Raw genomic sequence first — 25,941 nt, forward strand, 5'->3', positions numbered from 1 at the left:
CGTGATGTCCCGAGAGGCGCCGGCAATGTCCCGTGCGCCCCCACCTGATCAGGAGTGCACGATGGATCTGAACCGTCGGCAGTTCTTCAAGGCCGCTGCCATCGGCCTTGGAGGCTCGAGCCTCGCGGCGTTGGGCATGGCCCCGACACCCGCGTTCGCCGAGCAGGTGCGCCACTTCAAGCTGGCGCACACCAAGGAAACCCGTAACACCTGTCCCTACTGCTCGGTCGGCTGCGGCCTGATCCTGTACAGCCAGGGCGATGCCGGGAAGAACGTCAAGCAGAGCATCATCCACATCGAGGGCGACGCGGACCATCCGGTCAACCGTGGCACCTTGTGCCCGAAAGGCGCGGGCCTGCTCGACTTCATCCATAGCCCCAGCCGCCTCAAGTACCCCGAGGTGCGCAAGGCGGGCAGCAAGGAGTGGACCCGCATCAGCTGGGACGAAGCGCTCGACCGCGTCGCCACGCTGATGAAACAGGACCGCGACGCCAACTTCATCGAGAAGAACGCCCAGGGCCAGACCGTCAACCGTTGGGTCAGCACCGGTTTCCTCGCCGCCTCTGCGGCCTCCAGCGAAGCCGGCTACCTGACCCACAAGGTCATTCGTTCTCTCGGCATGCTGGGGTTCGATAACCAGGCGCGTGTCTGACACGGCCCGACGGTGGCAAGTCTTGCCCCGACGTTTGGCCGTGGTGCGATGACCAACCATTGGTCTGATATCGCCAACGCAAACCTGGTCCTGGTGATGGGCGGCAACGCAGCCGAGGCGCACCCCTGTGGCTTCAAATGGGTGACCGAGGCCAAGGCGCACAACCAGGCCCGCCTGATCGTGGTCGATCCACGGTTCACTCGCACTGCCTCGGTGGCGGATTACTACGCGCCTATCCGTACAGGGAGCGATATCGCTTTCATGGGTGGGTTGATCAACTACCTGCTGAGTACCGACAAGATCCAGCACGAGTACGTGCGCAACTACACCGACGTGTCGTTCATCGTCAAAGAGAACTACGGCTTCGAGGACGGCCTGTTCAGTGGCTATGACGCCGCCAAACGCATCTATGCGGACAAGTCTGGCTGGGGCTACGAGCTTGGCGAGGACGGTTTCGCCAAGGTCGACCCGACCTTGCAGCACCCGCGTTGCGTGTTCCAGTTGATGAAGCAGCACTACAGCCGCTACACGCCGGAACTGGCGAGCATGACCTGTGGCATGCCCCAGGACCAGATGATGAAGATCTGGGAAGAGATCGCCACCTGCTCGGTGCCGGGCAAGACCATGACGATTCTCTACGCCCTGGGCTGGACACAGCACTCGATTGGCGCGCAGATCATCCGCAGTGCAGCCATGGTGCAGTTGCTGCTGGGTAACGTCGGCATGCCTGGCGGGGGCGTCAACGCCTTGCGGGGGCACTCCAACATCCAGGGGCTGACCGACCTCGGGCTGCTGTCCAACTCGCTGCCGGGCTACCTCACCTTGGGTGGCGACGCCGAGCAGGACTACGCCGCCTTCATCGACAAGCGCGCCTCCAAGCCGCTGCGCCCGGGGCAGCTGTCGTACTGGCAGAACTACGGCAAGTTCCATGTCAGCCTGATGAAAGCCTGGTACGGCGCCAATGCCACCGCCGAGAACAACTGGGGCTATGACTGGCTGCCCAAGCTCGACGTGCCGGCCTACGACGTGCTGCGCATGTTCGAGATGATGAGCCAGGGCAAGGTCAACGGCTATATCTGCCAGGGCTTCAACCCGATCGCCGCGTTGCCGGACAAGAACCGCGTCACCGCTGCACTGGGCAAACTCAAGTGGCTGGTCATCATGGACCCCCTGGCCACCGAAACGTCCGAGTTCTGGCGCAACGCCGGGCCGTACAACGATGTCGATACGGCCAACATCCAGACCGAGGTCATCCGACTGCCCACCACCTGCTTTGCCGAGGAAGACGGCTCGCTGGTCAACAGCAGCCGCTGGCTGCAATGGCACTGGAAAGGCGCCGACGGCCCGGGCGAGACACGTACCGACGTGCACATCATGAGCGAGCTGTTCCTGCGTCTACGTGAGCGCTACAAGGCCGAAGGCGGCGCCTTCCCCGACCCGATGCTGAACATCAGCTGGCCCTACAAGGTGCCCGAAGAGCCGTCCCCGGAAGAGCTGGCCAAGGAGATGAACGGTTGGGCGGTCAGCGACCTTACCGACGCCACGGGCGCCACGCTCAAGAGCGGCCAGCAACTGGCCGGCTTCGGCCAGCTCAAGGACGACGGCAGCACCGCTTCGGGCTGCTGGATCTTCTGCGGCAGCTGGACCGAGCAGGGCAACCAGATGGCCCGGCGCGACAACAGTGACCCCTACGGCATGCACCAAGCGCAGAACTGGGCCTGGGCATGGCCGGCGAACCGCCGCATCCTCTACAACCGCGCCTCCAGCGACCCCCAGGGCAGGCCTTGGGACCCGGAGAAAAAACGCCTGGTGTGGTGGAACGGCAAGGCCTGGAGCGGCACCGACGTGCCGGACTTCAAGGTCGACTCGCCACCGGAAGCGGGAATGAACCCGTTCATCATGAACCCCGAGGGTGTGGCGCGCTTCTTCGCCATCGACAAGATGGCCGAAGGGCCGTTCCCCGAGCACTACGAGCCGTTCGAGACGCCTATCGGCATCAACCCGTTGCACCCGAATAACCCGAAGGCCGTCAGCAACCCGGCCGGGCGGGTGTTCGACTCGGTGTGGGACACGCTCGGCAAGCACGAGGAATTCCCCTACGCGGCCACCAGCTATCGGCTGACCGAACACTTCCACTTCTGGAGCAAGCACTGCCAGCTCAACTCGATCATCCAGCCCGAGCAGTTCGTCGAGATCGGCGAGGTGCTGGCTGCCGAGAAGGGCATCAAGGCCGGTGACCGGGTGCGAGTGTCGAGCAAGCGCGGGTTCATCGAGGCGGTGGCGGTGGTGACCAAGCGGATTCGCCCGCTGCAGGTCAACAACCAGACCGTGCACCAGATCGGCATCCCGTTGCACTGGGGCTTCACCGGTTCCGCCCGGCATGGCTACCTGACCAACACCCTGGTGCCGTTCCTCGGTGATGGCAATACCCAGACGCCGGAATCCAAGTCGTTCCTCGTCAACGTGGAGAAAGTCTGATGGCCCAGCAAGATATCATCGCCCGCTCGGCCACCACGACCGTACCTTCTTCGGTACGCCAGCAGCAGGAAGTGGCCAAGCTGATCGACACCACCAAGTGCATCGGCTGCAAGGCCTGCCAAGTGGCGTGCTCGGAGTGGAACGAACTGCGTGACGAGGTCGGCCACAACCACGGCACCTACGACAACCCCCAGGACCTGACCGCCGACACCTGGACGCTGATGCGCTTCACCGAGCACGAGCGCGAAGACGGCAACCTCGAATGGTTGATCCGCAAGGACGGCTGCATGCACTGCGCCGACCCCGGCTGCCTGAAGGCCTGCCCGAGCCCTGGCGCGATCATCAAGCACGCCAATGGCATCGTCGACTTCAACCAGGACCACTGCATCGGCTGCGGCTACTGCATCACCGGCTGCCCGTTCAATATCCCGCGTATCTCGCAGAAGGACCATAAGGCCTACAAGTGCAGCTTGTGTTCCGACCGCGTGGCCGTGGGCCTGGAGCCGGCCTGCGTGAAGACCTGTCCGACCGGGGCGATCGTCTTCGGCAGCAAGGAGGAGATGAAGGTGCATGCCGACGAACGTATCGTCGACCTCAAGTCCCGTGGCTACGACAACGCCGGGCTCTACGACCCGGACGGCGTCGGCGGCACCCACGTGATGTACGTGCTGCACCACGCCGACACCCCGCGCCTGTACGCCGGCCTGCCGGACCAGCCGGTGATCAGCCCGCTGGTGGGGCTGTGGAAGGGCATCAGTAAACCGCTGGCGCTGCTGGCCATGGGGGCGGCGGTGCTGGCCGGGTTCTTCCACTATGTGCGTGTCGGCCCGCAGCGGGTGGAGGAGGATGAACACCCCACGCCAACCGATACCAGCGTGCACCAGGTGGACCCTGCGGTCCACGTCTATGACCCGGGCAAGCCCGGCGGTCAAGGGGAGCAGCGGCCATGAGAGACGACAAGCCCATCCTGCGCTACAGCGCCAACGAGCGCACCAACCACTGGATCGTTGCGATCCTGTTCGTCATGGCCGGCCTTTCCGGGCTGGCGCTGTTTCATCCGGCGCTGTTCTGGCTCAGCCACCTGTTCGGTGGTGGCCCGTGGACGCGCATCCTGCACCCGTTCCTGGGCGTGGCGATGTTCGTGTTTTTCCTCGGCCTGGTGCTGCGTTTCTGGCGCGCCAACTCCATCACCGCCAACGATCGCCTGTGGTTGCGCCGTATCGACCGGGTGATGCGCAACGAAGAAGAGGGCGTGCCGCCGATTGGCAAGTACAACGCCGGGCAGAAGCTGCTGTTCTGGACCCTGCTGCTGTGCATGCTGGTGCTGCTGGTGAGCGGCGTGGTGATCTGGCGTGCCTACTTCAGCGAGTTCTTTGGTATCGGCGCCATTCGCCTGGCCAGCCTGCTGCACGCGTTGGCGGCCTTCGTGCTGGTGCTGAGCATCATCGTGCACATCTACGCGGGGATCTGGATCAAGGGCTCGGTTGGCGCCATGCTGCATGGCTGGGTCAGCCGCGCCTGGGCACGCAAGCACCATGAACTGTGGTACCGCGACGTGACCGGCGACAAGTCGCCGCCGCGTCATGGTGGAAAAGAAGGATGAACGCTTGAGCACGATACTCGAACCTGGGCAGATCGAAGCCTCGGCGGTGACGCCGCCGTTCCTGCACCTGCCCCCCGCCAACCTGTTCGAACTGCGCGCTGCGCGGCTGGAGCGGCTTGCCGAGGGCCATGCGTTGGGTGACTACCTGCACTTGGTCGCCCAGCTTTGCCAGCTACAGCAACGCCTGCTCGATCACCCTCCCAGTGGCCTGCCGGTGGCCGAGGCCCGCCAGCGCTTGTGCCTTGACCACGGCTTGCCGCCCCTGGCCGCTGACAGCCTGGTGCGCGAGGGTGCCTGGCTGGCCTGGTTGCAGGCGTTGATAGACGCATTGCAAGCCCCGGAGGCGGGGCCGTTGGCGCAGGCACTTCGAACGCTGCGCGAGAGCGATGAAACCCAGCGCAAAGGCTGGGGCATCGCCCTGCTCGGTGGCCAGTACGATGCCGTGCCAGCGGCGCTGGTGCCGTTCATTGGCGCAGCCCTGCAAGCGGCGTGGTCCAGCTGGCTGCTGGCGCTGCCGCCGACGGAACTCAAGCCTGCTGGCAGCCTGGGTCAATGCCCGGCGTGCGGCTCGCCGGCCATGGCTGGACTGGTGCGCAACCGGGGCAAGCACAATGGGCTGCGCTACCTGGCCTGCTCGCTGTGCGCCTGCGAGTGGCATGTGGTGCGGGTCAAGTGCGTGTACTGCGAGTCGAGCAAGGACCTGCGCTACACCAGCCTGGAAGACGACCGGCACGCACCGGGCAAGGCGCCGCTGCGAGCCGAGTGCTGCCCGGGGTGCAACACCTACCTCAAGCATTGCTACCTGGAGAACGACACCGCAGCGGACGCATTGGCCGATGATTTGGCCAGCCTGGCGCTGGATATCCGCCTGGACGACGAAGGCTTCCAGCGTCTGGCGCCGAACCTGCTGCTGGCGCCGGGTTGACGGGCGCCGTCTACACTCCATCACCGAGTCGCCCTCTTCGCGGGTAAACCCGCTCCCACAGGTACCCCACTGCTTTCGAGAACAGTGGGGTACCTGTGGGAGCGGGTTTACCCGCGAAAGGGCCATCACAGACACCGGATCAGTCGAAGGTCGTACCGCATGTCTTCAAGCCTCCCCAGCCAAGCCCCACGTCTGCCCTCCATCGATACCCTGCTACGCCACCCCGCCGGCCTTCCGCTGATCGACCGCCATGGCCGCGAAGCCACCCTGGCCGCCCTGCGCCAGTTGCTCGACGAGCTGCGCGAACCCGCGCGCCTCGGCCAACTGGGCAGCGCCGAACTGGCTGCCGAAGTGCTTCTGGGCCGCGCTGGCGAACGCCTGGCCAACCAGCAGAAAAGCCAGGTACGCCGCGTCTTCAACCTTACCGGCACCGTGCTGCACACCAATCTCGGCCGCGCCTTGCTGCCGGAAGAGGCGGTGCAGGCGATGGAAACCGCTGCGCGTTACCCGCTCAACCTTGAGTTCGACCTGGCCACCGGCAAGCGCGGTGACCGCGACGACTTGATCGAAGGCCTGATTCGCGAGCTGACCGGCGCCGAGGCGGTCACCGTGGTCAACAACAACGCCGCTGCCGTATTACTGGCGCTGAACAGCCTGGGCGCTCGCAAGGAAGGCGTCATCTCCAGGGGCGAGCTGATCGAGATCGGCGGCGCCTTCCGCATTCCCGACATCATGGCCCGCGCCGGTGTGCGCCTGCACGAGATCGGCACCACCAACCGCACCCACGCCCGCGACTACGAAATAGCGATCAACCCGCGCACCGGCCTGCTGATGCGCGTGCATTGCAGCAACTACAGCATCCAGGGCTTCACCACCCAGGTGCCTACTGCCGAGCTTGCGCAGATCGCCCAGCGCCATGGCCTGCCATTGCTCGAAGACCTGGGCAGCGGCAGCCTGCTCGACCTGACCCGCTGGGGCCTGCCCGCCGAGCCCACGGTACGCCAGGCGCTGGCCGATGGCGCCGACATCGTCACCTTCAGCGGCGACAAGCTGCTTGGTGGTCCGCAGGCCGGGATCATCGTCGGGCGCAAGGACTTGATCGCCAGGATCAAGAAGAACCCACTCAAGCGCGCCCTGCGCGTCGACAAGATCACCCTGGCTGCCCTGGAGGCGGTGCTGGCGCTGTACCGCAACCCGGACCGCCTGGCCGAACGCCTGCCCAGCTTGCGCCTGCTCACTCGGCCCCAGGCCGATATCGCCACCCAGGCCGAGCGTCTGGCGCCGGAGCTGGCTGCGCGTCTGGGCGAGCAGTGGGCAGTTTCGGTAGAGCAGGCCCTGGGCATGATCGGCAGCGGTAGCCAGCCGGTGGCGCGCCTGCCCAGCGCTGCGTTGTGCCTGCGCCCGTTGGTCTCGAAAAAGCTGCGTGGGCGCAGCCTGCGGGTGCTGGAGCGCGCACTGCGCGAGCTGCCTGTGCCGGTGCTGGGGCGTATCGACGACGATGCCCTGTGGCTCGACCTGCGCCAGCTCGACGACGAGGCTGGCTGGCTGGCGCAACTGCCGGCCCTGCGGCTGGGGCCCGTGCAGTGATCGTCGGCACCGCCGGGCATATCGACCATGGCAAGACCGCGCTGCTCCAGGCCCTGACCGGCCAGGCCGGGGACCAGCGCCAGGAAGAGCGCGCGCGGGGCATGACCATCGACCTCGGCTACCGCTATGCGGCCCTGGCCGACGGTGCGCCGCTGACCGGCTTCATCGATGTACCGGGGCATGAGCGCTTTATCCACAACATGCTCGCTGGCGCCCACGGCATCGACCTGGTGCTGTTGGTGGTGGCTGCCGACGACGGGGTGATGCCACAGACCCGCGAGCACCTGGCGATCATTGAGCTGCTGGGTATCCCCCAGGCCCTCGTGGCGATCAGCAAATGCGACCGGGTGGAGGCGGGGCGAGTGATCGAGGTCCAGGCGCAAGTGGCGCAGTTGCTGGCGCCGGGGCCTTATGCCGAGGCTCGGCAGTTCGCGTTGTCCAGCGTCACCGGCGAGGGTGTCGATGCCCTGCGGGGCGCGTTGCTCGAGGCGGCGGCGCAGCGACGGCAGCGCAGTGCGCACGGCGGCTTTCGCCTGGCGATAGACCGCGCGTTCGCGGTGCCGGGCGCCGGCGTGGTGGTGACCGGGACCGCGCTGGCAGGCCGGGTCACGGCAGGCGACACATTGCTGCTGGGCAAGGCCGGAAAGCCGGTGCGTGTGCGCGGCCTGCATGCGCAGAACCAGCCAGCGCTGGTGGCCGAGGCCGGACAACGCGTTGCGTTGAACATCAGTGCCGAGCGTCTGGCCGTCGAGCAGGTTCGCCGTGGCGATTGGCTGCTGCCGCAATGGCTGCACGCGCCGAGCACACGGGTGGATATCGAGCTGGCGTTGCTGCCTGGCGAGGCGCGGGCGTTCGAACACTTCAGCGCCGTCCACGTGCACCTTGGTACCCAGGATGTCACTGCCAGGGTCGCGCTGCTCGAAGGCGAGACGCTGGAGGCGGGCCAGCGCATGTTCGCCCAGTTGCTGCTCAACGCACCTTTGCAGGCGGTGCATGGCGACAGGCTGGTGCTACGCGACCAACGCGCCCAGCGCACCCTTGGCGGCGGCCGCGTGCTCGACCCGTTCGCGCCCAGCCGCCAGCGCCGAAGCGAGGCCCGCCTGGGGCAGTTGCAGGTGCTACGCGATGCCACAAGCCTGGAGCAGGGCCTGTCGGCCTTGCTGCAAACTGCCCCGGCCGGGCTCGACCCGCAGCGTCTGGAACGGCAGTTCAACCGGCTGCGGGAAACCTGGCAATTGCCGGAGGACGTGCAGGTCATCGCGACCCGCCAAGGGCAGTTGCTGTTCGCCCGCGCGCAATGGCGGGCGCTGAAGGCGCAAGTGCTGGCGCAGCTGGCCCAGTTCCATCTGCAGGAGCCCGACCAGCTTGGCCCGGACCGCGACCGCCTGCGCAGGTTCTGCGCCTTGCCGCTGGAGCGGCCAGCGTTCGTCAGCCTGCTGGATGAAGCACTTGCCGAGGGTGCCATCGCCAGCAGTGGCCCCTGGCTGCACCTGCCCGATCACAACGTGCAGTTGAGCGAGGCCGATGCAGCGCTGTGGGCGCGCCTGCAACCGCGCCTGCTGGCAGGCGCGTTCGACCCGCCCTGGGTGCGAACCCTGGCCGGCGAAGAGCAGGTGGAGGAAAGCGAGGTGCGCCTATTGCTGCGCAAGCTGGCGCGGCTGGGTGTGCTGCACCAGGTGGTGCGGGACTTGTTCTATCACCAGGATACGATCCAGCGCATGGCCGAGTTGCTGTTGCAGCAATCAGTCGATACCCCGATAGTGCAGGTGGCTGCATTTCGCGATATGTTGGGCATCGGTCGCAAGCGCAGCGTACAGATACTGGAGTACTTCGACCGCCTCGGCCTTACCCGCAGGGTGGCCGACCAACGTTACATCCGCGCCGACAGCGCGCTGGCCCAGCAGGCCAGTCCCTGAGTTCAAGGAAGGCAATCGCGCCCGGTGGCGCGGCCGGGCTTCAAACCCGGTTGGGGACGGCAGCCGTTCCCGGGCAGGTTCGACTCCCGCTGCCTTCCGCCAATTTCGTTTCGACGCCTCGAACGCATTCGCGCCGAACCGCCGCGAATGCGTACGACCAGGCGAAACGCTTAGGCGCGCTCACCACACAGGTCCAGCGCGAACCAATGTTCGGCCGTCTGAACATCGAGCCCGGCACCCAGCAGCGCGAACAACTTGCCCAGCGCCGCCTCGCGCGTCATTCCGCCTGCGCTGACCAGCCCGGTATCGCGCAGCTTGCTGCCGGCGGCATAGGTGTCGAACACTACCGAGCCTTCGGGGCACTGGCTGATCGCAACGATCATCACCCCGCTGCGGCGCGCCTCATGCAGCACATCCAGGAGCGCTTCGTCATCCGAAGGCCCGGTTCCGCTGCCATAGCACTCCAGCACCAGGCCCTGCACGCCGGTGCCTAGCAGCCCCTGTACGTGCCCGGCACCCAGGCCCGGGAATACTGGCAACACCGCCAGGTCGACCGGCTTGCGCGGATGGTGGTAATCGAGGTCGGCGGGAATCGCGCTGGCGCGTTCGCCCTCGCGGTGGCGGGCCGGGGCGGTGAAGGCGTCGAATGCTTCGCTGCGCAGCTTCGAGGCGCGGCAGCCGTGCAACAGCTGGCCATGGAAGTACAGCTGCACGCCCGCTGGCAGGCCGCTTTCGAACAGCGCCAGGGCGCCGCAGAGGTTGTCCCAGGCGTCGCTGCCCGGGGCTCCTGCCGGTAGCATCGAGCCGGTCAGCAGCACCGGCACCGGCAGCGCCAGCAGCAGGAACGACAATGCCGCCGCGCTGTAGGCCAGGGTGTCGGTGCCGTGCAGCACCAGCACGCCGTCATGGCCGTCACGCTCTACCGCTTCGACGATGGCATCACGCATGGCCAGCCAGTTGGCTTGCTGCATGTTGGCGCTGTCGAGCAGGGGGGTCAGTTCTCGCAGAGTCCATTGCAGTTGTGGGGCATCCGGGCGCTGGGCCAGGTGTTCACGCATCCGTGCGTCGAAGCCGCCGGCGGGGGCCAGGCCTGCAGGGGTCTGCAGCATGCCGATGGTGCCGCCGGTATAGAGGACGAGAAGGTTCTGCACTGCACCCATGGAAAGGTTCCGTTGCGAGGAGCGAGGAGGAGGGCAGCCGCCCGCGGACGGGGCGGCTTAAACGGGGCAGGGTATCAGCGCTGGTGCTGGAGTTCGCCAGTCATTTTGTCAGCGGCTGTTTCAGCTTGCGCTGGGGTCGGCCAGGCGGCGCGGTCCAGGTCCAGGTCGGCGAACTTGCTGGCGTCGAACACCGGCTGCTTGATGCCGGCCTTGCGCTGCTGGTCGTAGTCGCGCATCACCCGCAGGCCGATGTTGAACAGCAGGGCCAGGGCGATCAGGTTGACGAACGCCAGGCAGGTCATGGTGATGTCGGCAAAGGCGAACACGGTCGAGAGGTCTTGCATCGAACCCCATACCACCAGGGCCAGCACCAGGCCACGGAAGGTCATCAGTGCCGCGCGGTTGCGGGTCATGAACTGCAGGCTGTTCTCGCCCAAGTAGTAGTTGTAGAGGATGCAGGTGAAGACGAACAGCGACAGCGCGACGCTGACGAATATCCGGCCCCAGTCACCGACCACTGCCGCCAGCGAGTTCTGGGTCAGGACGATGCCGTCACCTTCGAAGCCCGGGGTGTAGAAGCCCGACAGCAGGATCAGCAACGCGGTGCAGGTGCAGATAACGAAGGTGTCGAGGAACACGCTGAACGCCTGCACCACGCCTTGTGCACCCGGGTGCTTCACGGCGGCAACGGCGGCTACGTTCGGCGCACTGCCCAGGCCCGCTTCGTTGGCGAATACGCCGCGCTTCACGCCCATGACGATGGCGCTGCCGAGCAGGCCGGCGAAGGCCGGGTCGAGGCCGAAGGCGCTTTTGAAGATGGTTTCCAGCATGGCCGGTACATGGTCGATCTGGGTACCGATCACATACAGGGTCACGCCGATGTAGGCCAGGGTCTTGATCGGTACCAGCAGGTCGGACACTGCCGCGATGCGCTTGATGCCGCCGATGAAGGTGATGGCCAGCAGCACCGCCAGGACGATACCGGTGTGTTTCGGATCGAAGGCGAAGGCGTTCTGCAGCGAGTGGGTCACGGTGTACGACTGCAGGCCGATGAAGGCGAAGCCGTAGGTGACCAGCAGCAGGATCGAGAACACGATCGCCATGCTTTTCAGCTTCAGGCCGTGCTGGATGTAGTACGCCGGGCCACCGCGGTACAGGCCATCGCCATCGGCGCGCTTGTAGACCTGGGCCAGGGTGCACTCGAAGAAGCTGCTGGACATGCCCACCAGTGCAGTGACCCACATCCAGAACACCGCGCCTGGGCCGCCGAGGGTAACGGCGATACCGACGCCGGCGATATTACCTGCACCGACCCGGCCGGCCAGGCTCAGCATCAGCGCCTGGAACGAGCTCAGCTGGCCTGCCTGGCCGCGAAGCGATTCCTTGAACACACCGAACATATGGCCAAAGTGGCGGAACTGGACGAACCGCGAGCGGAGGGTGAAATAACCGCCGAGTCCGACGATCAGCACGATGAGCAGTTTCCCGGAAAGGAAATCGTTGAGGGCTTCAAGCATTGAAAAATGACCTCGATTCTTATTCTTCGTGTGGAATGACCAGCGGTATTACAGGCGCACCGCTGCCGTTTGCGCGCATGTTTGGCCATGACACCAAAGGTTACAATTTCGCGTCTTGCTCTATTTTGGTGCGACTTGATGCTAGAATGGCGTCACTCGCATCATCTGGAACGCTTTTTCATGGCCGATCATTTCGCCGCCAACCTCAAGCTCGCTTGTAGCCACTACCGCTCTATCTCGGAGGTCTGCCGGCAGCTGTCGATCAACCGGGCGCAGTTCAACCGCTATTTGAACGGGCAGAGCCGGCCGACGGCCTATAACCTCAAGCGCATCGGCGATTTCTTCGGGGTCGAGGATTTCGAGCTGGCCGCACCACCGGAACAGTTCGCCCGCCTGATCGGCGCACGTAATCCGACGGCGCCGGCCAGCCCCCAGTGCGACCCGATCAGCGAATTGTTCAAGCCCCTGCATGCGCAGAGCGGCAACCTGTCGCGCTACTGCGGGTACTACTTCGAATATTCCAACTGCATGTCGGTACCAGGGGCGATCCTGGTGTCGCTGGTGCATCTGTGGGAAGAGCGCGGCAGCTTCCTGTTCGAGCGTCAGGAGCGCCAGGAGCGCAGCACCGCCACCAACCAGGGTGGCGAAGTTCGCTGTCGCTACCTGGGCGCGGCGTTCCAGTTGCAGGATCGGGTGTTCCTGATCGACTACGAGTCGCTGACTTTCAACGAAATGAGCCAGACCATCCTCATCCCCAGCTTCAAGAGCCGTATCAGCCGCCTGAACGGCCTGAAGACCGGTGTTTCCAGCGGCGACCGGCGCAACCCGGCCTGCACCCGGGTGGTGTGGGAATACCTGGGCGAGGAGATCAACCGCATCAACGCCTACCGCCAGGTCAAGCTGTACCGTCCGGACGACCCGCGTATCGATGACGACGTGCGTGACCGCCTGAGTGTCGGCCCGCTGAGCAACGGCCTGTTCGAGATCGAATAGCGTCGCTCAGCGCTGCTCTAGAATGAACCCTGCCACGGTCTCGGCCACCTGGTCTGCCACCTCGGGTGCATCGCGCAGGTGCGCGGCAATGCCATGGTCGCAGTCGGTGAGCATCAGGCACTCCACATGCGGCGCGGGTACAGAGCGCAACAGCGCATGGGTGACTTCTTCGGGGATCGGGCTGTAGCGTTGCACGCCAGCCAGCCAACGGGTGCCTGCCGAGGTCCCGGCGCCTTGACCGTAGGCCTTGGAGTTCAGCCCGTCGTATTCACCGATCACCAGCAGCACCCGCCCCGGGAACTGGCGCAGGAAGGCATAGCTGTCGCACTCCAGGAAGCCAAAGGGCTTGCGAATCGCAGCGGTGAATGCCGGGCCGAAGGGTTGGTCGTGGGCCGTATCGGGGTAGACCGCCGGGCAGATCAGCACCAGCGTATCGACCGTCGGCAGCTGCGCCGCCAGCTTCAGTGCGATGGCGCCGCCCAGGCTGTGGCCGACCAGGGTGGTGCAGCGCGATGCGACGTGCTGGTGGAAGCGCAGCGCTTCCTGCAGGTTGATGGCCAGCGTGGGCGCTGGCGCACCGGGCTCGCTGGCCCGGCTGTGCCCCGACAGGTTGGCGCAGAGCGAGCCGATGCCTTGCTGCTGCAAGCGGTAGAGCAGAGGGTTCAGGCGGGTGAAGTCGGAGCGTGCGCCACCGACCACGAACAGCGGCGGCGCTCGCTCGATGTCCGGTACCAGCAGCCGGGCCTGCTGCTGGTAGCCCTCGAACCGTTCAGTGACGAAGCGTTCTACGCCCGGGGCCGGTTCATCGTACTGCCAGGTGTCGCGTTGCGGGGTCGTGATCGCGAAGTCCATTGCGCCTCTTCAAAGAAACTGATGCTGCAGCCACTCGCCGAGCGGGTTGCCTGCACCCAGCAACAGCTTCAGCGCCATCACGCAGCACACGCATACCAGCAACGGCTTGATCAACCTGGGGCCGAAGCGCACTGCACAGCGCGCGCCCAGCTGCGCGCCGATGAACGCAGCGGCGGCCATCGCCAGGGCCAGGGGCCAGATGATCGCCCCGCTCAGCGAGAATACCGACAGCGCACCGAGGTTGCACGCAGCGTTGAGCAGCTTGCTGTTGCACAGCGCGCGCAATAGGTGCTGGCCCAGCAGGATCACGCAGGCGAGCATGAAGAACGAGCCCACGCCAGGGCCGAATACCCCGTCGTAGAAGCCGATCAACGGCGCAGCGGTGAGGCAGAACACACCGGTGGATATCTTCGCCTTGCGCTGGTGGTCATCCGGCTTTGGGCTGAAGGCGAAGTAGGCAGCTACCAGTATCAGCAGCACCGGTACACAGGCCTGCAACCATTCCTTGGGCACCAGGCTCACCGACAACGCCCCCAGTGCGCCGCCGGTGAATGCCATGGCGGCCATCGGCAGGCCGCTTTTCCAGTCGATCATGCCCTTGCGCGCGAACGCCACGGTCGCCGACACCGTCGCCGAGGCGGCCTGGAACTTGTTGGTCGCGATCGCCGCCAGCGGGTCGATACCGGCCACGAACAGCACCGGCAGGGTGATCAGGCCGCCGCCCCCGGCAATCGCATCGAAAAAGCCAGCCATCAGCGCGACCGAGGCCAGGGTTAGCAGCAGAGTGATATCAATTTCCATGGACGTTTTCCTTGGGCTCAACCGCGTACCAGCAGTGGGTCTTCGCAGATCACCACCGGCTGGGCAAAAGGGGAATAACCGAACAGACGCACCAGCAGGCGGCGGTTGTCCTTGACGATGTCGCGGCCGTGCAAGGCGCGGCAGTTGTTGATCACCAGCGCGGTGTCCGGTTGCAGCAGAAATGGCAGCGCTTGGGCCTGTGCAACGGCTTCCTGGAAGGCATCGAAAGCGTCGGTGGCGGCTTGGCTGGCATGGTCGTTGACCGAGAAACGGTAGGAGTTGTAGCGCAGGGCAAAGCCGCCGTTGGCGTCGAACTGCAGCAGCGAGGTGGCTTGCTCGGGTTCGCCCAGGCCGGCAACGAAGCAATCGCTGCGGGTGAAGTCGAACGACGCCGAGGTCAGTGCCAGGGCTTGCAGGCCGTTCAGCCGTTCGATCGCGCCGCGCATGGGGATCACATACGTCGGCTCGTTGGCCGGGTTCCATCGGGCGCTGAGTATCAGCGCGCTAGGTGCCGGGGAGTGTTCGTTCGCAGCCACCACCGAACAGTTGTAGGGCGCCTCGGTGTGCGGCCCGAGGCGCAGGCCTGCGTGGGAACTGAGTTCTATCCGTGCGCCTTGGGTTTCGTCGGGGCGCGGCGTGCTGCCGCCGCCTTTGAAGTTGCCGACCAGGCGCACCTGCTTGCCCTCGTTGTCGATATCGAAGGCAAAGGCCCGGTAGCTCATCAGCTCTAACAGCAGCTGGTTACGTGCAGCGAGGTACAGGCAGCGGGCATCGTCTTCGAGGGCCGACAGTGCCGGGAGCTGCTCGGGCGCGGGGTCTTCGCCAGGGCAGGTCATGTCGGTGTACATCAAGGCAGCCAGCTCCCCGCTAGCGAAACGCCGCAGGGTTTCACGTTGTTGGGGGGCGAGGGTGAGGGCTAGCTGTTGCGCGTGCTTGCGGGCCAGTTGCGCTGCCCCGGCGGCTTGCGGGCCTCCGAGTTGGGCGAGCGATTGGCTGGCGATGGACAACGCCTGAGCCTGTATCTGAGTAAAACTCAGGTACGCAACTTCTGAATCCTGCATGGGAAACTTTCCTTGTTATTGTTGTGCTTGGCAGTCCTTGCCGGTCGGGTGCCACAGGGGCTGTTCGCCGACAAAGTGGTCGGGCGGGTATTGAAATGGATGAATACCTGGTTTGCGTAGTCAGCCGATTCCGCGCGGATTATAGGGCGTTTCCGGGATGTCCCAAAAGGGCCTCGAAAAACTTCAAAACGGTGAAGGGCGCCCATTCCTGCCCCAGGTTGGACTTCCCTGGGCGGAAACCGCAAAATGCCACTTTTCCATCAATCGATCTGAGCGGACCTGCTGACTCTATGCGTATGCGCCTGATGCTGTTGGGTGGTGGCAATGCCCTTGGGCAAGCGCTGATTCGTCTCGGGGCTGAAGAAGACATCGCGTTCCTGGCGCCGCGCCCGCCGGAAAACGGCTGGGATGCGGCAAGCCTCACGCTATTGCTCGACGAACAGCGCCCCGATGCGCTGGTCAACCTGGCTTATTACTTCGACTGGTTCCAGGCCGAGTCGGTCAGCGAGTCGCGCCTGGCCCAGCAGGAACGGGCAGTGGAGCGGCTCGCCGAGCTGTGCCAGCACCACCAGATCACCCTGGTGCAACCCTCCAGCTACCGGGTGTTCGACGGCTCGCGGGCGACGGCCTACAGCGAGAAGGACGAGCCGGTGCCACTCGGCCAGCGTGGCCAGGCGCTGTGGCGCATCGAGCAGAGCGTGCGCGCCACCTGCCCGCACCATGTGCTGCTGCGTTTCGGCTGGCTGCTCGACGAGAGCATCGACGGTGTGCTCGGGCGTTTCCTGACTCGCGCCGAGCAGCCCCAGGAACTGCTGCTGGCCGATGATCGGCGCGGCAACCCGACACCGGTGGACGACGCTGCGCGGGTGATCCTCTCGGTGCTCAAACAGCTCGATTGCACGGCGCCACTGTGGGGCACCTACCACTACGCCGGCAACGAGGCGACCACGCCACTGGCGCTGGGGCAGGCTATCCTTTCCGAGGCCGCCCAGTGGCACAAGCTGGCCGTGCAGGCCCCCACCGCCCAGGCCCACGCTGCGCGCCCGGACGCAAGCGAAGAACCGCAGCATGCGGTGCTGGCCTGCAAGAAAATCCTTCACACCTTCGGTATCAAGCCACGCGCCTGGCGTGCTGGCTTGCCCCCTCTACTGGATCGGTTTTATCGCCATGGCTGATGCCCCCATCCTGATTACCGGCGGTGCCGGCTTCATCGGTTCCCACCTGTGCGATGCGTTGCTGGACAAAGGCTACAGGGTGCGAGTGCTCGACGACCTCTCCACCGGCAAACGCAGCAACCTGCGCCTCGACCACCCCGGCTTGCAACTGATCGAAGGCGACGTCGCCGACTCGGCACTGGTGGCCCGGGCCGTCGAGGGTTGCGCGGCGGTGGTGCACCTGGCGGCGGTCGCCTCGGTACAGGCTTCGGTCGAAGACCCGGTCAAGACCCACCAGAGCAACTTCATCGGCACCCTCAATGTTTGCGAGGCCATGCGCCTCAACGGCGTGCGCCGTGTGCTGTACGCCTCCAGCGCGGCGGTATACGGCAACAACGGCGAAGGCCATTCGATCTCCGAGGACACGCCCAAGGCGCCGTTGACGCCTTATGCGTCCGACAAGCTGGCCAGCGAGCACTACCTGGACTTCTACCGTCGCCAGCACGGCCTGGAGCCGGCGGTGTTCCGCTTCTTCAACATCTTCGGCCCACGCCAGGACCCCTCCTCGCCGTACTCCGGGGTCATCAGCATCTTCTGCGAGCGCGCCGTCCAGGGCGTGCCGATCACGGTGTTCGGCGATGGCGAGCAGACCCGCGACTTCCTCTATGTCGGCGACTTGGTCAAGGTGATGGTGCAGGCACTGGAGTTGGCGCAGGTCGAGGAAGGGGCGGTGAACATTGGCCTGAACCAGGCCACTTCGCTGAACCAGTTGCTGACGGCGCTGGGCGAAGTGGTCGGCAGCCTGCCGGCGGTCAGCCACGGGCCGGCGCGTTCGGGCGATATCCGCCATTCGCGGGCGGACAACTCGCGCCTGCTGGCGCGCTTCGACTTCCCCGAGCCGACCTCGATGGTCGAGGGGCTGGCGAAATTGCTGGGCAAGGCTTGATCTTCAGGCTTGTCTACACAAAAAACGCCGCTCGTGAGAGCGGCGTTTTTTTTGCGGCAGCGGCGGGGGGCTTCAGAACTTGTAGCCGATCCCGACCATGTAGACCCACGGGTCCACATCCACGTCGACCTTGGTCTTGCCCACGCCCAGTGCGGTCGGGCCGTTGATGGTGGCCTTGGTGTCGATGTCCATGTACCAGACCGCGGCGTTCACCAGCAGGTTGTCGGTGATCATGTAGTCCATGCCCAACTGGCCGGCGAAGCCGATCGAGTCTTGCACCTTCATGTTGCTGAAGCCCTGCTGCTTGCGGTTCCCGGTCAGGTCTTCATCGAAGAACAGGGTGTAGTTGATACCGACACCAGCGTAGGGCTGGAACTTCGAGCCGGCATCCAGCGGGTAGTATTGCAGCGACAGGGTCGGAGGCAGTTGCTTGACGTCCGCCAGCTTGCCGTCGAGGCCTGCGCCCAGGCCTTTCACACCGACTTCGTGCTTGAACGGTGTGGCGGCCAACAGCTCGATGCCGACGTGGTCGGTGAGCATGTAGGCGAAGGTCAGGCCCAGCTGGGTGTCGCTGGTCAAGGTGGCCTTGGTGCCCGAGACCTTGGCGCCGTCGAGCCTAAGGTCGCCGCTGTTCTCGTTCGGCGCGGTGGTGATGGCGCCGGAGCGGACGATGAAGTCACCGGCCTTGTGGGCGTGAGCGACGGGGGCTGCCAGCGCGAGGGCAATGAGTGAGGCGCTGAGCAAGGTCTTGTTCATGGAAGCTCCCAAAGGACGTGTGTAAGTGAGTAGTCCAATGGTAAGCAACCGCTTAAACAGAAGGTTTGACCCAGCTCAAGCCACCCTGGATCAAGCCTTGATCTGGCTCAAAAAACGGCCAGCTACCTATTGCAGTTCATAGGCGTAGATTTTCTCGGCTTCCATTTGGTAACCGGCATCCGCCAGCTCGCTGCGGGTAGCCTTTACCTGCATGCGGCCTTCGATCCAATAAGGCTGGTAAAGGTCGTCGACGCGCACGCCCATCTCGCTGACGATATGCACGATCTGGTTCGCCGGTGGCGGGGGCACGTGAATGCAGGCGCCGTAGTACGGCACCAGCAGGAATTCGGTTGTGCGGCCCTCTTCGCTAACCTCCAGCGGCACGATGTAGCCGGGTAGCTTCACCTGCTGCCCGTCCAGCGCCTTGACCACCGGGGCATCGGGGCCCGGCTGGCGCGCCGCCGGGGCAGACTCGGCGGCCAGGGCATCGCTCAGCGAACTGCCCATCTGCGACAGGTCGTGCAGGGGCGTCAACTGCGGCGGGATCACCGGCGCGCCTTCGGGGATCAGCGCCGGCCAGTCCAGTTCCCTTGGCTCACTGGCCCATGCCGGGATGATCAGCACCAGCAGGAGCAGCAGAAGTATCTGCAGCGCTCTGTGCGAGGGCGCGGTGTTGTTTTCGAGCTGGCTGAACATGAACAGGTCTCAAAGATGGATCGACAGGCCATCGGCCAACGACTGCCGGTAGGCGCGCCAGGCCGGCACGCTGCCCATCAGCAGTGCTGCGCCGAGGATAACAGCCAGCAGCGTCCATTCGTGCGCGCTGGGTAGGGCCAACGGCAGGTATAGCCCATAGTTGGCCTGCACATAGCCCTGGGCCAGGGCTATGCCGGCATACAAAAGGCCCAGCCCGGCCGCGATGCCGCTCAGCGCCAGGGCCAGGGCTTCGAGCACCAAGAGCCCAGCGATATGCCAGGGACGCGCACCGACCGAGCGCAGGATGGCCATTTCCCGGCGGCGTTCGTTGAGGCTGGTGAGGATCGCCGTGAGCATGCCGATCAACCCGGTCAGCACCACGAACAGCGACACCACGAACAGCGCCTGCTCCGCAGTGCCCATCAGGCTCCACAGCTCTTGCAAAGCCACCCCCGGAAGGATCGCCAGCAGCGGCTCGCCGCGGTATTCGTTGATTTCCCGCTGCAGGCTGAAGGTGGCGATCTTGCTGTTCAGACCGAGCAGGAAGGCGGTGATCGCGGTCGGTTGCAGGTCCATGCCACGTGCCTGCTCGGCACTGATGCGCCCTGCGCCGCGGGCGGGTACGCCATTGTGCCAATCGACATGGATCGCCTCCATGCCCGCCAGGCTGATGTGCAGGGTGCGATCCACCGGGGTGCCGGTGCGTTGCAGTATGCCGACTACGGTGAAGGGCTTGTCGTCGTGCTTGACCAGGCTGATGGCGGCTACGCCATGGGCCAGCACCAGCGTGTCGCCGAGCTTGTAGTGCAACGCCTCGGCCACTTCGGCGCCGAGTACCACTTCGAACGGATCGTCGGCGAAGGGGCGGCCCTGGCTCAGTTGCAGGTTCTGTCGACGGCCGTACTGGTAGTGGCTGAAGTAGTCGTCGGTGGTGCCCATCACCCGGTAGCCGCGGTGCGAGTCGCCCAAGGAAATGGGAATGGCCCATTTCACTCGGGGGTCCTGGGCGTAGTGCTGGTAGCTGTCCCAGCGGATGTTGTTGGTGGCGTTGCCGATGCGAAACACCGAGTACAGCAACAGGTTCACCGAGCCTGAGCGCGCGCCGACGATCAGGTCGGTGCCACTGAGGGTGCTGGCGAAGCTGGCGCGGGCCTCGGTGCGTACGCGCTCCACAGCCAGTAGCAGGCACACCGACAAGGCGATGGCGAAGGCGGTGAGGAAGGCGGTGAAACGACGGTTGGCCAGGCTGGCCAAGGCAAGGCGAAGCAGGTACATCAGGCCTCCCGGGGCTTGGCGGCGCGGTTGAGCTCGGCCAGGGACAGGTGACGGTCGAACAGTGGCGCCAGGCTCTGGTCGTGGCTGACGAACAGCAGGCTGGAACCGGCGGCGCGGCATTCATCGAACAATAGGCGAATGAACGCCTCGCGGGTATCGGCGTCGAGCGCCGAGGTGGGCTCGTCGGCAATCACCAGTTCCGGTTGGCCGATCAGTGCGCGGGCCGCGGCGACACGCTGTTGCTGGCCGATCGACAGGTTGCCTGCGCGCTGCGCGAGCAGCGCCGGGTCGTCCAGGCCCAGGTGGGCGAGCAGTTGCACTGCGCCCTGGTCGATGCTGCCGTGGCGTTGCACGGCACGTTCGGCGCGGGTCTTCGAGAAGCGGCAGGGCAGCTCGACGTTTTCCCGCACGCTGAGGAACGGCAGCAGGTTGAACTGCTGGAAGATGTAGCCGGTGTGGTCGACCCGGAAGCGGTCGCGGGCGCCCTGGCCCAGCTGGGCCAAATCCTGCCCCAGCAGGCGAATGCCGCCCTGGCCTGGGCGGTTCACCCCGCCCAGCAGGCCGAGCAGGGTGGTCTTGCCGCTGCCGCTGGGGCCTTTGAGGAACAGCGCCTCGCCCGCCTCCAGGCGGAATGCGGGGATGTCCAGCAGCGGCGCCTGGCCTGGCCAGGCGAACGCCAGGTCATGCAACTCGATCAGCGGCTGACTCATTTCAGAAACCGACCACGGCCTTGGATGGCGTGATTTCCAGGCCTTTCTGGCCATTCGGGCCAATCAACTGCACGTTGATCTTCTGGGTTTGCGGGAAGGCCTTGAACAGCGGTGCCAGATCGACCTGGGTAAGCTTGCCAGGGGTGGCGCAGGCCAGCTGGTAATGGGCGTGTATTTCGCTGTGGCCATGTTCATGGTCATGGTCATGGTCGCCATCGTCGTCCTTGGCCGAGGGTTGGTCGCCGAACAGCGGGCTCTCCAGTTCCTGGTTTTCTTCCTGGCAGCCTGCCGCGGTGGCCAGGCCGAACAACTTCAGGGGCTCTTCCAGTTGCTTGCGGGCGGCGGCGACCTTGGCCTTGTCGGCATCGCTTGTAGCGACATGCTCGAAGCCCACCAGGTTCATCGCCGGGCTGTCCAACTCCAGCTCCAGGGTGGCGCCGTCCAACACCACGTTCAGGCGTGCGACACCGTGCTCATGGGCACCCAGGGTGCCGTGGGCGTGATCGTGGTCATGGTCGTGATCGCTATGGGCCTGGGCAACGGCCAGGGGCAGCAGGGCGAAGGGCAGGGCGAGGAGCAGGCGGCGCATGGACGACTCCGAAGCGGGAATGAAAGGATTTCGCAATGTTATAACAACTTTTCCGCGGCGTGCCAGCCCGCCTGGCGTAGGTTTCATGTTCATGGGAGCATGGCGCATTGGCCCGGACTTTAGGAAATCATCGTGAGAATTCGCGGACAGATCGGCGATTGGCCGGTAGACCTGAGCATCGAACTGGCCCCCGAGGAGTGGGCGCAACTGGGTCGCAAGCTCGATGAGGTGCCTGCGGGCGCAGTGGCGCCTACGTCGACGGTTAGCGCGGCACCCCGCCAGGATGATGGGCAATGGATGGCGGCGCGGGAGCTGTTGCGCGAGGCGGGCCAGCTCAGCGGGCCTGAGCTGTTGGCGCAACTGGAGGGCGTCGCCGGTAGCGTCGCGGCGGGCAAGCGGCTGCTGGTGCGTTTGCGCCACAGCAGCGAGGTGAAGGTGGAAGCCGGGGCGGATGCACCCGTTTATCACTGGGTGGGCTGAAAGCATCACCTGCAGGCGCGGGCTTGCCCGCGCCTGCAGGAGGCCGGTGCGCTTAGAACATCGCCGCCGACAGCTTGCGGCGGTACACGCCCACCAGCGGATGGTCGCTGCCGAGCAGTTCGAACACCTGCAACAGGGCCCTCTGCGGCAAGCCGTTCTCATAGCCACGGTTGCGCTGGAACAGCTTGAGCAGCCCGTCCAGTGCCGGCTCGTACTGCTGGCGTGCCAGTTGCTGAATGCTCAACTGGTAGGCCGCTTCGTCATCCTGCGGGTTTTGCGCCAGGCGGCTCTTCAGCTCGGCGGCGTCCGGCAGGCTGGCGGCCTGGCTCAGGAAGGTCAGCTGGGCCTTGGCGCCTGCCAGGGCTGCCTTGTGTTCGTCGGTCTTGACCGCGTCCAGCACCACTTGCGCCTCACCGAGCTCGCCGCGCTCGGCCAGGCAGCGGGCGTAGTAGATCAACGCCTCGGCATTGCTGTTGTCTTCACCCAGCAACGCCGTCAGCACGGCCTCGGCCTCGCTGAAGCGGCTTTCGGCGAACAGCGCCTTGGCCTGTTCCAGGGGCGACGCCGTGGGTGCGGCAGGCATTTGCACATGGGGTTCGAGCATGGCGCGAATGGCCGACTCCGGCTGGGCGCCGGCAAAGCCATCGACCGGCTGGCCATCCTTGAACAGCACCACGGTCGGCAGGCTGCGGATGCCGAACTGGGCGACGATCTGCTGCTGCGCGTCGCAGTCGACCTTGGCCAGCAGCAGCTCGCCCTGGTAGCCCTCGGTGATTTTCGCCAGCAATGGCATCAGCGCCTTGCACGGCGCGCACCACTCGGCCCAGAAGTCGACCAGCACCGGCTTGTGGAAGGAGTTCTCGATCACCAGCTGCTGGAAGGTGGCGTCGGTGGCGTCGAAGATGTACGGCGTGGCTTGGCTCATGGTGACTCTCGCAAATCTCTGAATGCCAGCACTATAAAGGCTCGCGGCTGGCGTGGTACAGGCTGACCCGGCGGAATTCGTGCGGCTCGGCCAGGTCCGGCAAGGTCAGGGCCTCAAGCACGCCCAGGGGGCGGTACAGCGGGTGGTTGAAGTCGCGTACCCGTGAGTCGGCCACCAGCGCTTGGCGGCCACGGCTGAGGAACTGATCGAGCAACGGCAGGTTGGCGCGGTCGTAGAGTACGTCGGCGACCAGCACCAGGTCGAAGCGGTCGGCTTCTGCGAAGAAATCGTCGCTGTAGCTCAACGTTACGCCATTGAGCGCCGCGTTGGCCCGGCAGGCGTCCAGTGCCAGCGGGTCGAGGTCGCAGGCAACCACTTCCAGTGCGCCGGCACGAGCGGCGGCAATACCGGCGATACCCGAGCCTGCGCCGAAGTCCAGCACGCGCTTGCCACGCACCCACGTGGGGTGCTCGGCCAGAAAGCGTGCCATGGCCAGGCCGCTGGCCCAGCAGAAGCTCCAGTAGGGCGGGTCTTCGAGAATGCGCCGGGTTTCATCGGGGCTGAAGGCGCGGTCCATGTTCTGCGCGTCCACCAGCCAGAGCTTCAGCGCGCAGCCAGGCAGTTCGCTGGTCACCAGGCGCGCCTCGCCGATCAGCCCGCTCAGTGCCTGTTGCAGTTGCCGCGGAGCCATTCAGGGCGCCTTTTCGAAACGCAGCGGGCCGATGGCCTGGGTTTCGGCCTGGGCGACGAGCCGCGGCGGCAAGTGCAGGATCAGTTGCCCCGACTGGGTGGCGCGACCGCGCAGCTCGACGCGAGCCCCGGCAGGAAAGGCCTCGGGGTTGAAACGCAGGTGGTAGGGCAGGGCCTGGCCGGTGCCGGTGAAGGTCTCGCTGGCCAGCAGGCGCTGCGGTCGGCCGCGTTCGTCGATCACCAGCAGGGCCAGCTCGACCTTGGCGCCGGGCGGAACCTCCAGCAGGGTGCCGCTCAGTTCGCGCTGGTGCGCCGGCAGCGGGCCGGGCGTTTCCGGCTGCTTGACCACGGTCCTTGCTGGTACGGGGGGCGGGGCCTGCTCGGGCTTGGGCCGGTCGCTGCCACAGGCGGCCAGTAGGGCGGCAATGCTCAGTACGACGAGCGCGCGATGATGCATGGGGTAATCCTTCACGGGCAGATTTCCCAGGATGGTAACCCCTTTGGCTTGTCTTGCCAGTGGGATGCGCTACCATGGCGATCCCTTTTTTTGTTGCCTGCCACCATGCACTGTCCCTTTTGCGGTGCCAACGACACCAAGGTCATCGACTCACGTCTGGTCGCCGAAGGCGAGCAGGTGCGTCGCCGTCGTGAATGCGTCGCCTGCGGCGAGCGTTTCACCACCTTCGAAACCGCCGAACTGGTACTGCCACGCCTGATCAAGCAGGACGGCACCCGCCAGCCCTTCGATGAAGACAAACTGCGTGCCGGCATGCAGCGCGCGCTGGAAAAACGCCCGGTGAGCGTCGAGCGCCTGGAAGCGGCACTGGCGTACATCAAGCACAAGCTGCGCGCCACCGGCGAGCGCGAGGTCAAGTCGCTGGTGGTGGGCGAGCTGGTGATGGCCGAGCTGCGCAAGCTCGATGAAGTCGCTTACATTCGTTTCGCCTCGGTCTACCGGCGTTTCCAGGCCCTCGATGAATTCCGCGAGGAAATCGACCGCCTGGCCCGCGAGCCTGCCAAGGAATGAGCATGCCCAGCCAGACCGCCGTCCTCGACGCCCAGTGCATGGCGCGCGCCCTGGAGCTGGCCCGCAAGGGCCTCTACAGCACCCACCCCAACCCCCGCGTAGGCTGCGTGATCGTGCGCGACGGCCAGGTGGTCGGCGAAGGTTGGCATGAGCGTGCCGGCGAGCCCCATGCCGAGGTGCATGCCCTGCGCCAGGCCGGCGAGCTGGCCCGTGGCGCCACGGCCTACGTGACCCTCGAACCGTGCAGCCACCATGGCCGCACGCCGCCGTGCGCCGAGGCGCTGGTCAAGGCCGGTGTGGCGCGGGTGGTGGCGGCGATGCAGGACCCGAACCCGCAAGTGGCCGGCAATGGCCTGCGGCGTCTGGCCGAGGCGGGTATCGAGGTCGCCAGCGGTGTGCTGGAGGCCGAAGCCCGCGCCCTCAACCCCGGTTTTCTCAAGCGCATGGAGCATGGCCTGCCGTACGTGCGCGCCAAGCTGGCCATGAGCCTGGACGGACGCACCGCCATGGCCAGCGGCGAGAGCCAGTGGATCACCGGGCCCGCCGCACGTTCCGCGGTGCAGCGCCTGCGCGCACGTTCCAGCGTGGTGCTGACCAGTGCCCAGAGCGTGCTGGCCGACGACGCCCGGATGACCGTGCGCGCTGCCGAGTTGGGCCTGGATGAGGCGCTCACCGCCCTGGCGCTCTCGCGCCCGCCGCTGCGCGTGCTGGTCGACGGACGCCTGCGCCTGCCGCTGGAGGCCCCGTTCTTCCAGGCAGGCCCAGCGCTGGTGGTCACCGCCCAGGCGCCGGACCCGCGTTACGCCGAGGCCGGCCACGAGTTGCTGAGCCTGCCGGGGAGTGACGGTCGGGTCGACCTGCCTGCACTGTTGCAGGCCCTGGCCGCGCGCGGGGTCAACGAAATATTGCTGGAGGCCGGCGCTGGTCTGGTCGGCGCCTTTGCCCAGCGAGGGCTGGTCGATGAATACCGATTGTTCGTCGCCGGCACCTTCCTCGGCTCCCAGGCGCGCCCGCTGCTGGACTGGCCCCTGGCGAAGATGAGCGAGGCGCCGCGCTTGAAGATTACCGGCATGCGCGCGGTTGGCGATGACTGGCAAGTCACTGCCATCCCCTCGCCCGCGGTCGGCGTATAATGCCTGGCTGCCTTC

Annotated in this window: 25 protein-coding genes and 1 tRNA gene; 13 read left to right on the top strand and 13 right to left on the bottom strand. The window is 65.7% G+C overall.

The annotated features are described in order from the left end of the window. The first annotated feature begins 61 nt into the window (after positions 1 to 61). From fdnG to RAC97_RS07400, 7 genes are all read left to right on the top strand, one after another. Positions 62 to 3,130: a formate dehydrogenase-N subunit alpha gene (gene fdnG / locus RAC97_RS07370; RefSeq protein ID WP_375099156.1), complete on the top strand. Its 3,069-nt coding sequence runs from the start codon at positions 62 to 64 to the stop codon at positions 3,128 to 3,130. Further along, on the top strand, positions 3,130 to 4,080 hold the full coding sequence (gene fdxH / locus RAC97_RS07375; protein WP_375099157.1) for a formate dehydrogenase subunit beta: 951 nt from the start codon (positions 3,130 to 3,132) through the stop codon (positions 4,078 to 4,080). Before fdnG ends, fdxH begins: the two co-directional genes overlap by 1 nt. Further along, a complete protein-coding gene (locus RAC97_RS07380) occupies positions 4,077 to 4,733 on the top strand; it encodes a formate dehydrogenase subunit gamma (RefSeq protein ID WP_375099158.1) in 657 nt (218 codons plus the stop codon). Before fdxH ends, RAC97_RS07380 begins: the two co-directional genes overlap by 4 nt. 4 nt (positions 4,734 to 4,737) lie before the next feature. Further along, positions 4,738 to 5,658 (top strand): formate dehydrogenase accessory protein FdhE, encoded by a 921-nt coding sequence (fdhE, locus tag RAC97_RS07385; protein WP_375099159.1) that lies wholly within the window; start codon positions 4,738 to 4,740, stop codon positions 5,656 to 5,658. A 159-nt stretch (positions 5,659 to 5,817) separates the two neighbouring features. After that, positions 5,818 to 7,245: an L-seryl-tRNA(Sec) selenium transferase gene (gene selA, locus RAC97_RS07390; RefSeq protein ID WP_375099160.1), complete on the top strand. Its 1,428-nt coding sequence runs from the start codon at positions 5,818 to 5,820 to the stop codon at positions 7,243 to 7,245. Further along, complete coding sequence (selB, locus tag RAC97_RS07395) at positions 7,242 to 9,161, top strand: selenocysteine-specific translation elongation factor (protein WP_375099161.1); 1,920 nt, start codon at positions 7,242 to 7,244, stop codon at positions 9,159 to 9,161. The genes selA and selB overlap by 4 nt, the downstream gene beginning before the upstream one ends. Before the next feature lie 6 nt (positions 9,162 to 9,167). Beyond that, positions 9,168 to 9,263, top strand: a tRNA-Sec gene (locus tag RAC97_RS07400). A gap of 68 nt (positions 9,264 to 9,331) precedes the next feature. Here RAC97_RS07400 and RAC97_RS07405 read toward each other — a convergent pair. Together RAC97_RS07405 and RAC97_RS07410 are read right to left on the bottom strand one after the other, a co-directional pair. Then, positions 9,332 to 10,321 carry an asparaginase gene (locus tag RAC97_RS07405; RefSeq protein WP_375099162.1) on the bottom strand — a complete coding sequence of 330 codons (990 nt, stop codon included), beginning with the start codon at positions 10,319 to 10,321 and terminating at the stop codon, positions 9,332 to 9,334. A gap of 74 nt (positions 10,322 to 10,395) precedes the next feature. Beyond that, positions 10,396 to 11,838 (bottom strand): alanine/glycine:cation symporter family protein, encoded by a 1,443-nt coding sequence (locus tag RAC97_RS07410; protein WP_375099163.1) that lies wholly within the window; start codon positions 11,836 to 11,838, stop codon positions 10,396 to 10,398. A 180-nt stretch (positions 11,839 to 12,018) separates the two neighbouring features. Between RAC97_RS07410 and RAC97_RS07415 the strand changes: the two genes are divergently transcribed. Beyond that, a complete protein-coding gene (locus RAC97_RS07415) occupies positions 12,019 to 12,831 on the top strand; it encodes a helix-turn-helix domain-containing protein (protein WP_375099164.1) in 813 nt (270 codons plus the stop codon). A gap of 6 nt (positions 12,832 to 12,837) precedes the next feature. Here RAC97_RS07415 and RAC97_RS07420 read toward each other — a convergent pair whose 3' ends face one another. Genes RAC97_RS07420 through RAC97_RS07430 form a run of 3 tightly spaced genes read right to left on the bottom strand, consistent with a single transcriptional unit; the run spans position 12,838 to position 15,545 of the window. Next, positions 12,838 to 13,683, bottom strand: a complete 846-nt coding sequence (locus tag RAC97_RS07420; RefSeq protein WP_375099165.1) for an alpha/beta hydrolase — start codon at positions 13,681 to 13,683, stop codon at positions 12,838 to 12,840. Positions 13,684 to 13,692: 9 nt separating this feature from the next. Further along, a complete protein-coding gene (locus RAC97_RS07425) occupies positions 13,693 to 14,484 on the bottom strand; it encodes a TSUP family transporter (protein ID WP_375099166.1) in 792 nt (263 codons plus the stop codon). Positions 14,485 to 14,501: 17 nt separating this feature from the next. Beyond that, on the bottom strand, positions 14,502 to 15,545 hold the full coding sequence (locus tag RAC97_RS07430) for a TauD/TfdA family dioxygenase (RefSeq protein WP_375099167.1): 1,044 nt from the start codon (positions 15,543 to 15,545) through the stop codon (positions 14,502 to 14,504). 290 nt (positions 15,546 to 15,835) lie between these two features. On the opposite strand from RAC97_RS07430, the gene RAC97_RS07435 reads away from it, so the two are divergent. After that, a complete protein-coding gene (locus RAC97_RS07435; RefSeq protein WP_375099168.1) occupies positions 15,836 to 16,720 on the top strand; it encodes a sugar nucleotide-binding protein in 885 nt (294 codons plus the stop codon). Continuing rightward, complete coding sequence (locus RAC97_RS07440) at positions 16,713 to 17,645, top strand: NAD-dependent epimerase/dehydratase family protein (RefSeq protein ID WP_375099169.1); 933 nt, start codon at positions 16,713 to 16,715, stop codon at positions 17,643 to 17,645. Before RAC97_RS07435 ends, RAC97_RS07440 begins: the two co-directional genes overlap by 8 nt. A 72-nt stretch (positions 17,646 to 17,717) precedes the next feature. On the opposite strand, the gene RAC97_RS07445 is transcribed toward RAC97_RS07440, so the two are convergent. The 5 genes from RAC97_RS07445 to RAC97_RS07465 all read right to left on the bottom strand — a co-directional run bounded on the left by RAC97_RS07445 (position 17,718) and on the right by RAC97_RS07465 (position 21,671). Continuing rightward, entirely contained in the window at positions 17,718 to 18,401 is a 684-nt protein-coding gene (locus RAC97_RS07445; protein WP_375099170.1) for an OmpW family protein, read from the bottom strand. Between the two features lie 126 nt (positions 18,402 to 18,527). Beyond that, positions 18,528 to 19,052, bottom strand: a complete 525-nt coding sequence (locus RAC97_RS07450; RefSeq protein WP_375099265.1) for a DUF3299 domain-containing protein — start codon at positions 19,050 to 19,052, stop codon at positions 18,528 to 18,530. A gap of 54 nt (positions 19,053 to 19,106) precedes the next feature. After that, positions 19,107 to 20,372, bottom strand: a complete 1,266-nt coding sequence (locus RAC97_RS07455; protein ID WP_375099171.1) for an ABC transporter permease — start codon at positions 20,370 to 20,372, stop codon at positions 19,107 to 19,109. Further along, positions 20,372 to 21,082, bottom strand: a complete 711-nt coding sequence (locus RAC97_RS07460; RefSeq protein WP_375099172.1) for an ABC transporter ATP-binding protein — start codon at positions 21,080 to 21,082, stop codon at positions 20,372 to 20,374. The genes RAC97_RS07455 and RAC97_RS07460 overlap by 1 nt, the downstream gene beginning before the upstream one ends. A gap of 1 nt (position 21,083) precedes the next feature. Then, entirely contained in the window at positions 21,084 to 21,671 is a 588-nt protein-coding gene (locus RAC97_RS07465) for a DUF2796 domain-containing protein (protein WP_375099173.1), read from the bottom strand. Positions 21,672 to 21,803: 132 nt separating this feature from the next. Between RAC97_RS07465 and RAC97_RS07470 the strand changes: the two genes are divergently transcribed. Next, the gene (locus RAC97_RS07470) at positions 21,804 to 22,151 is read left to right on the top strand and encodes a hypothetical protein (protein WP_375099174.1); all 348 of its coding nucleotides are present in this window, start codon (positions 21,804 to 21,806) and stop codon (positions 22,149 to 22,151) included. A gap of 52 nt (positions 22,152 to 22,203) precedes the next feature. On the opposite strand, the gene trxA is transcribed toward RAC97_RS07470, so the two are convergent. Genes trxA through RAC97_RS07485 form a run of 3 tightly spaced genes read right to left on the bottom strand, consistent with a single transcriptional unit; the run spans position 22,204 to position 24,223 of the window. Further along, complete coding sequence (gene trxA, locus RAC97_RS07475) at positions 22,204 to 23,076, bottom strand: thioredoxin (protein ID WP_375099175.1); 873 nt, start codon at positions 23,074 to 23,076, stop codon at positions 22,204 to 22,206. A 31-nt stretch (positions 23,077 to 23,107) separates the two neighbouring features. Beyond that, entirely contained in the window at positions 23,108 to 23,767 is a 660-nt protein-coding gene (locus tag RAC97_RS07480; protein WP_375099176.1) for a methyltransferase, read from the bottom strand. Continuing rightward, positions 23,768 to 24,223 carry a YbaY family lipoprotein gene (locus RAC97_RS07485; protein ID WP_375099177.1) on the bottom strand — a complete coding sequence of 152 codons (456 nt, stop codon included), beginning with the start codon at positions 24,221 to 24,223 and terminating at the stop codon, positions 23,768 to 23,770. Positions 24,224 to 24,328: 105 nt separating this feature from the next. Between RAC97_RS07485 and nrdR the strand changes: the two genes are divergently transcribed. Both nrdR and ribD read left to right on the top strand, forming a co-directional pair. Continuing rightward, positions 24,329 to 24,793: a transcriptional regulator NrdR gene (nrdR, locus tag RAC97_RS07490; RefSeq protein WP_375099178.1), complete on the top strand. Its 465-nt coding sequence runs from the start codon at positions 24,329 to 24,331 to the stop codon at positions 24,791 to 24,793. A gap of 2 nt (positions 24,794 to 24,795) precedes the next feature. Then, positions 24,796 to 25,926, top strand: coding sequence for a bifunctional diaminohydroxyphosphoribosylaminopyrimidine deaminase/5-amino-6-(5-phosphoribosylamino)uracil reductase RibD (gene ribD, locus RAC97_RS07495; RefSeq protein ID WP_375099179.1), 1,131 nt, complete (start codon positions 24,796 to 24,798; stop codon positions 25,924 to 25,926). The last annotated feature ends 15 nt before the right edge of the window (positions 25,927 to 25,941 follow it).

It is taken from the genome of Pseudomonas sp. LS_2, from assembly GCF_042709235.1.
GTDB lineage: Bacteria > Pseudomonadota > Gammaproteobacteria > Pseudomonadales > Pseudomonadaceae > Aquipseudomonas.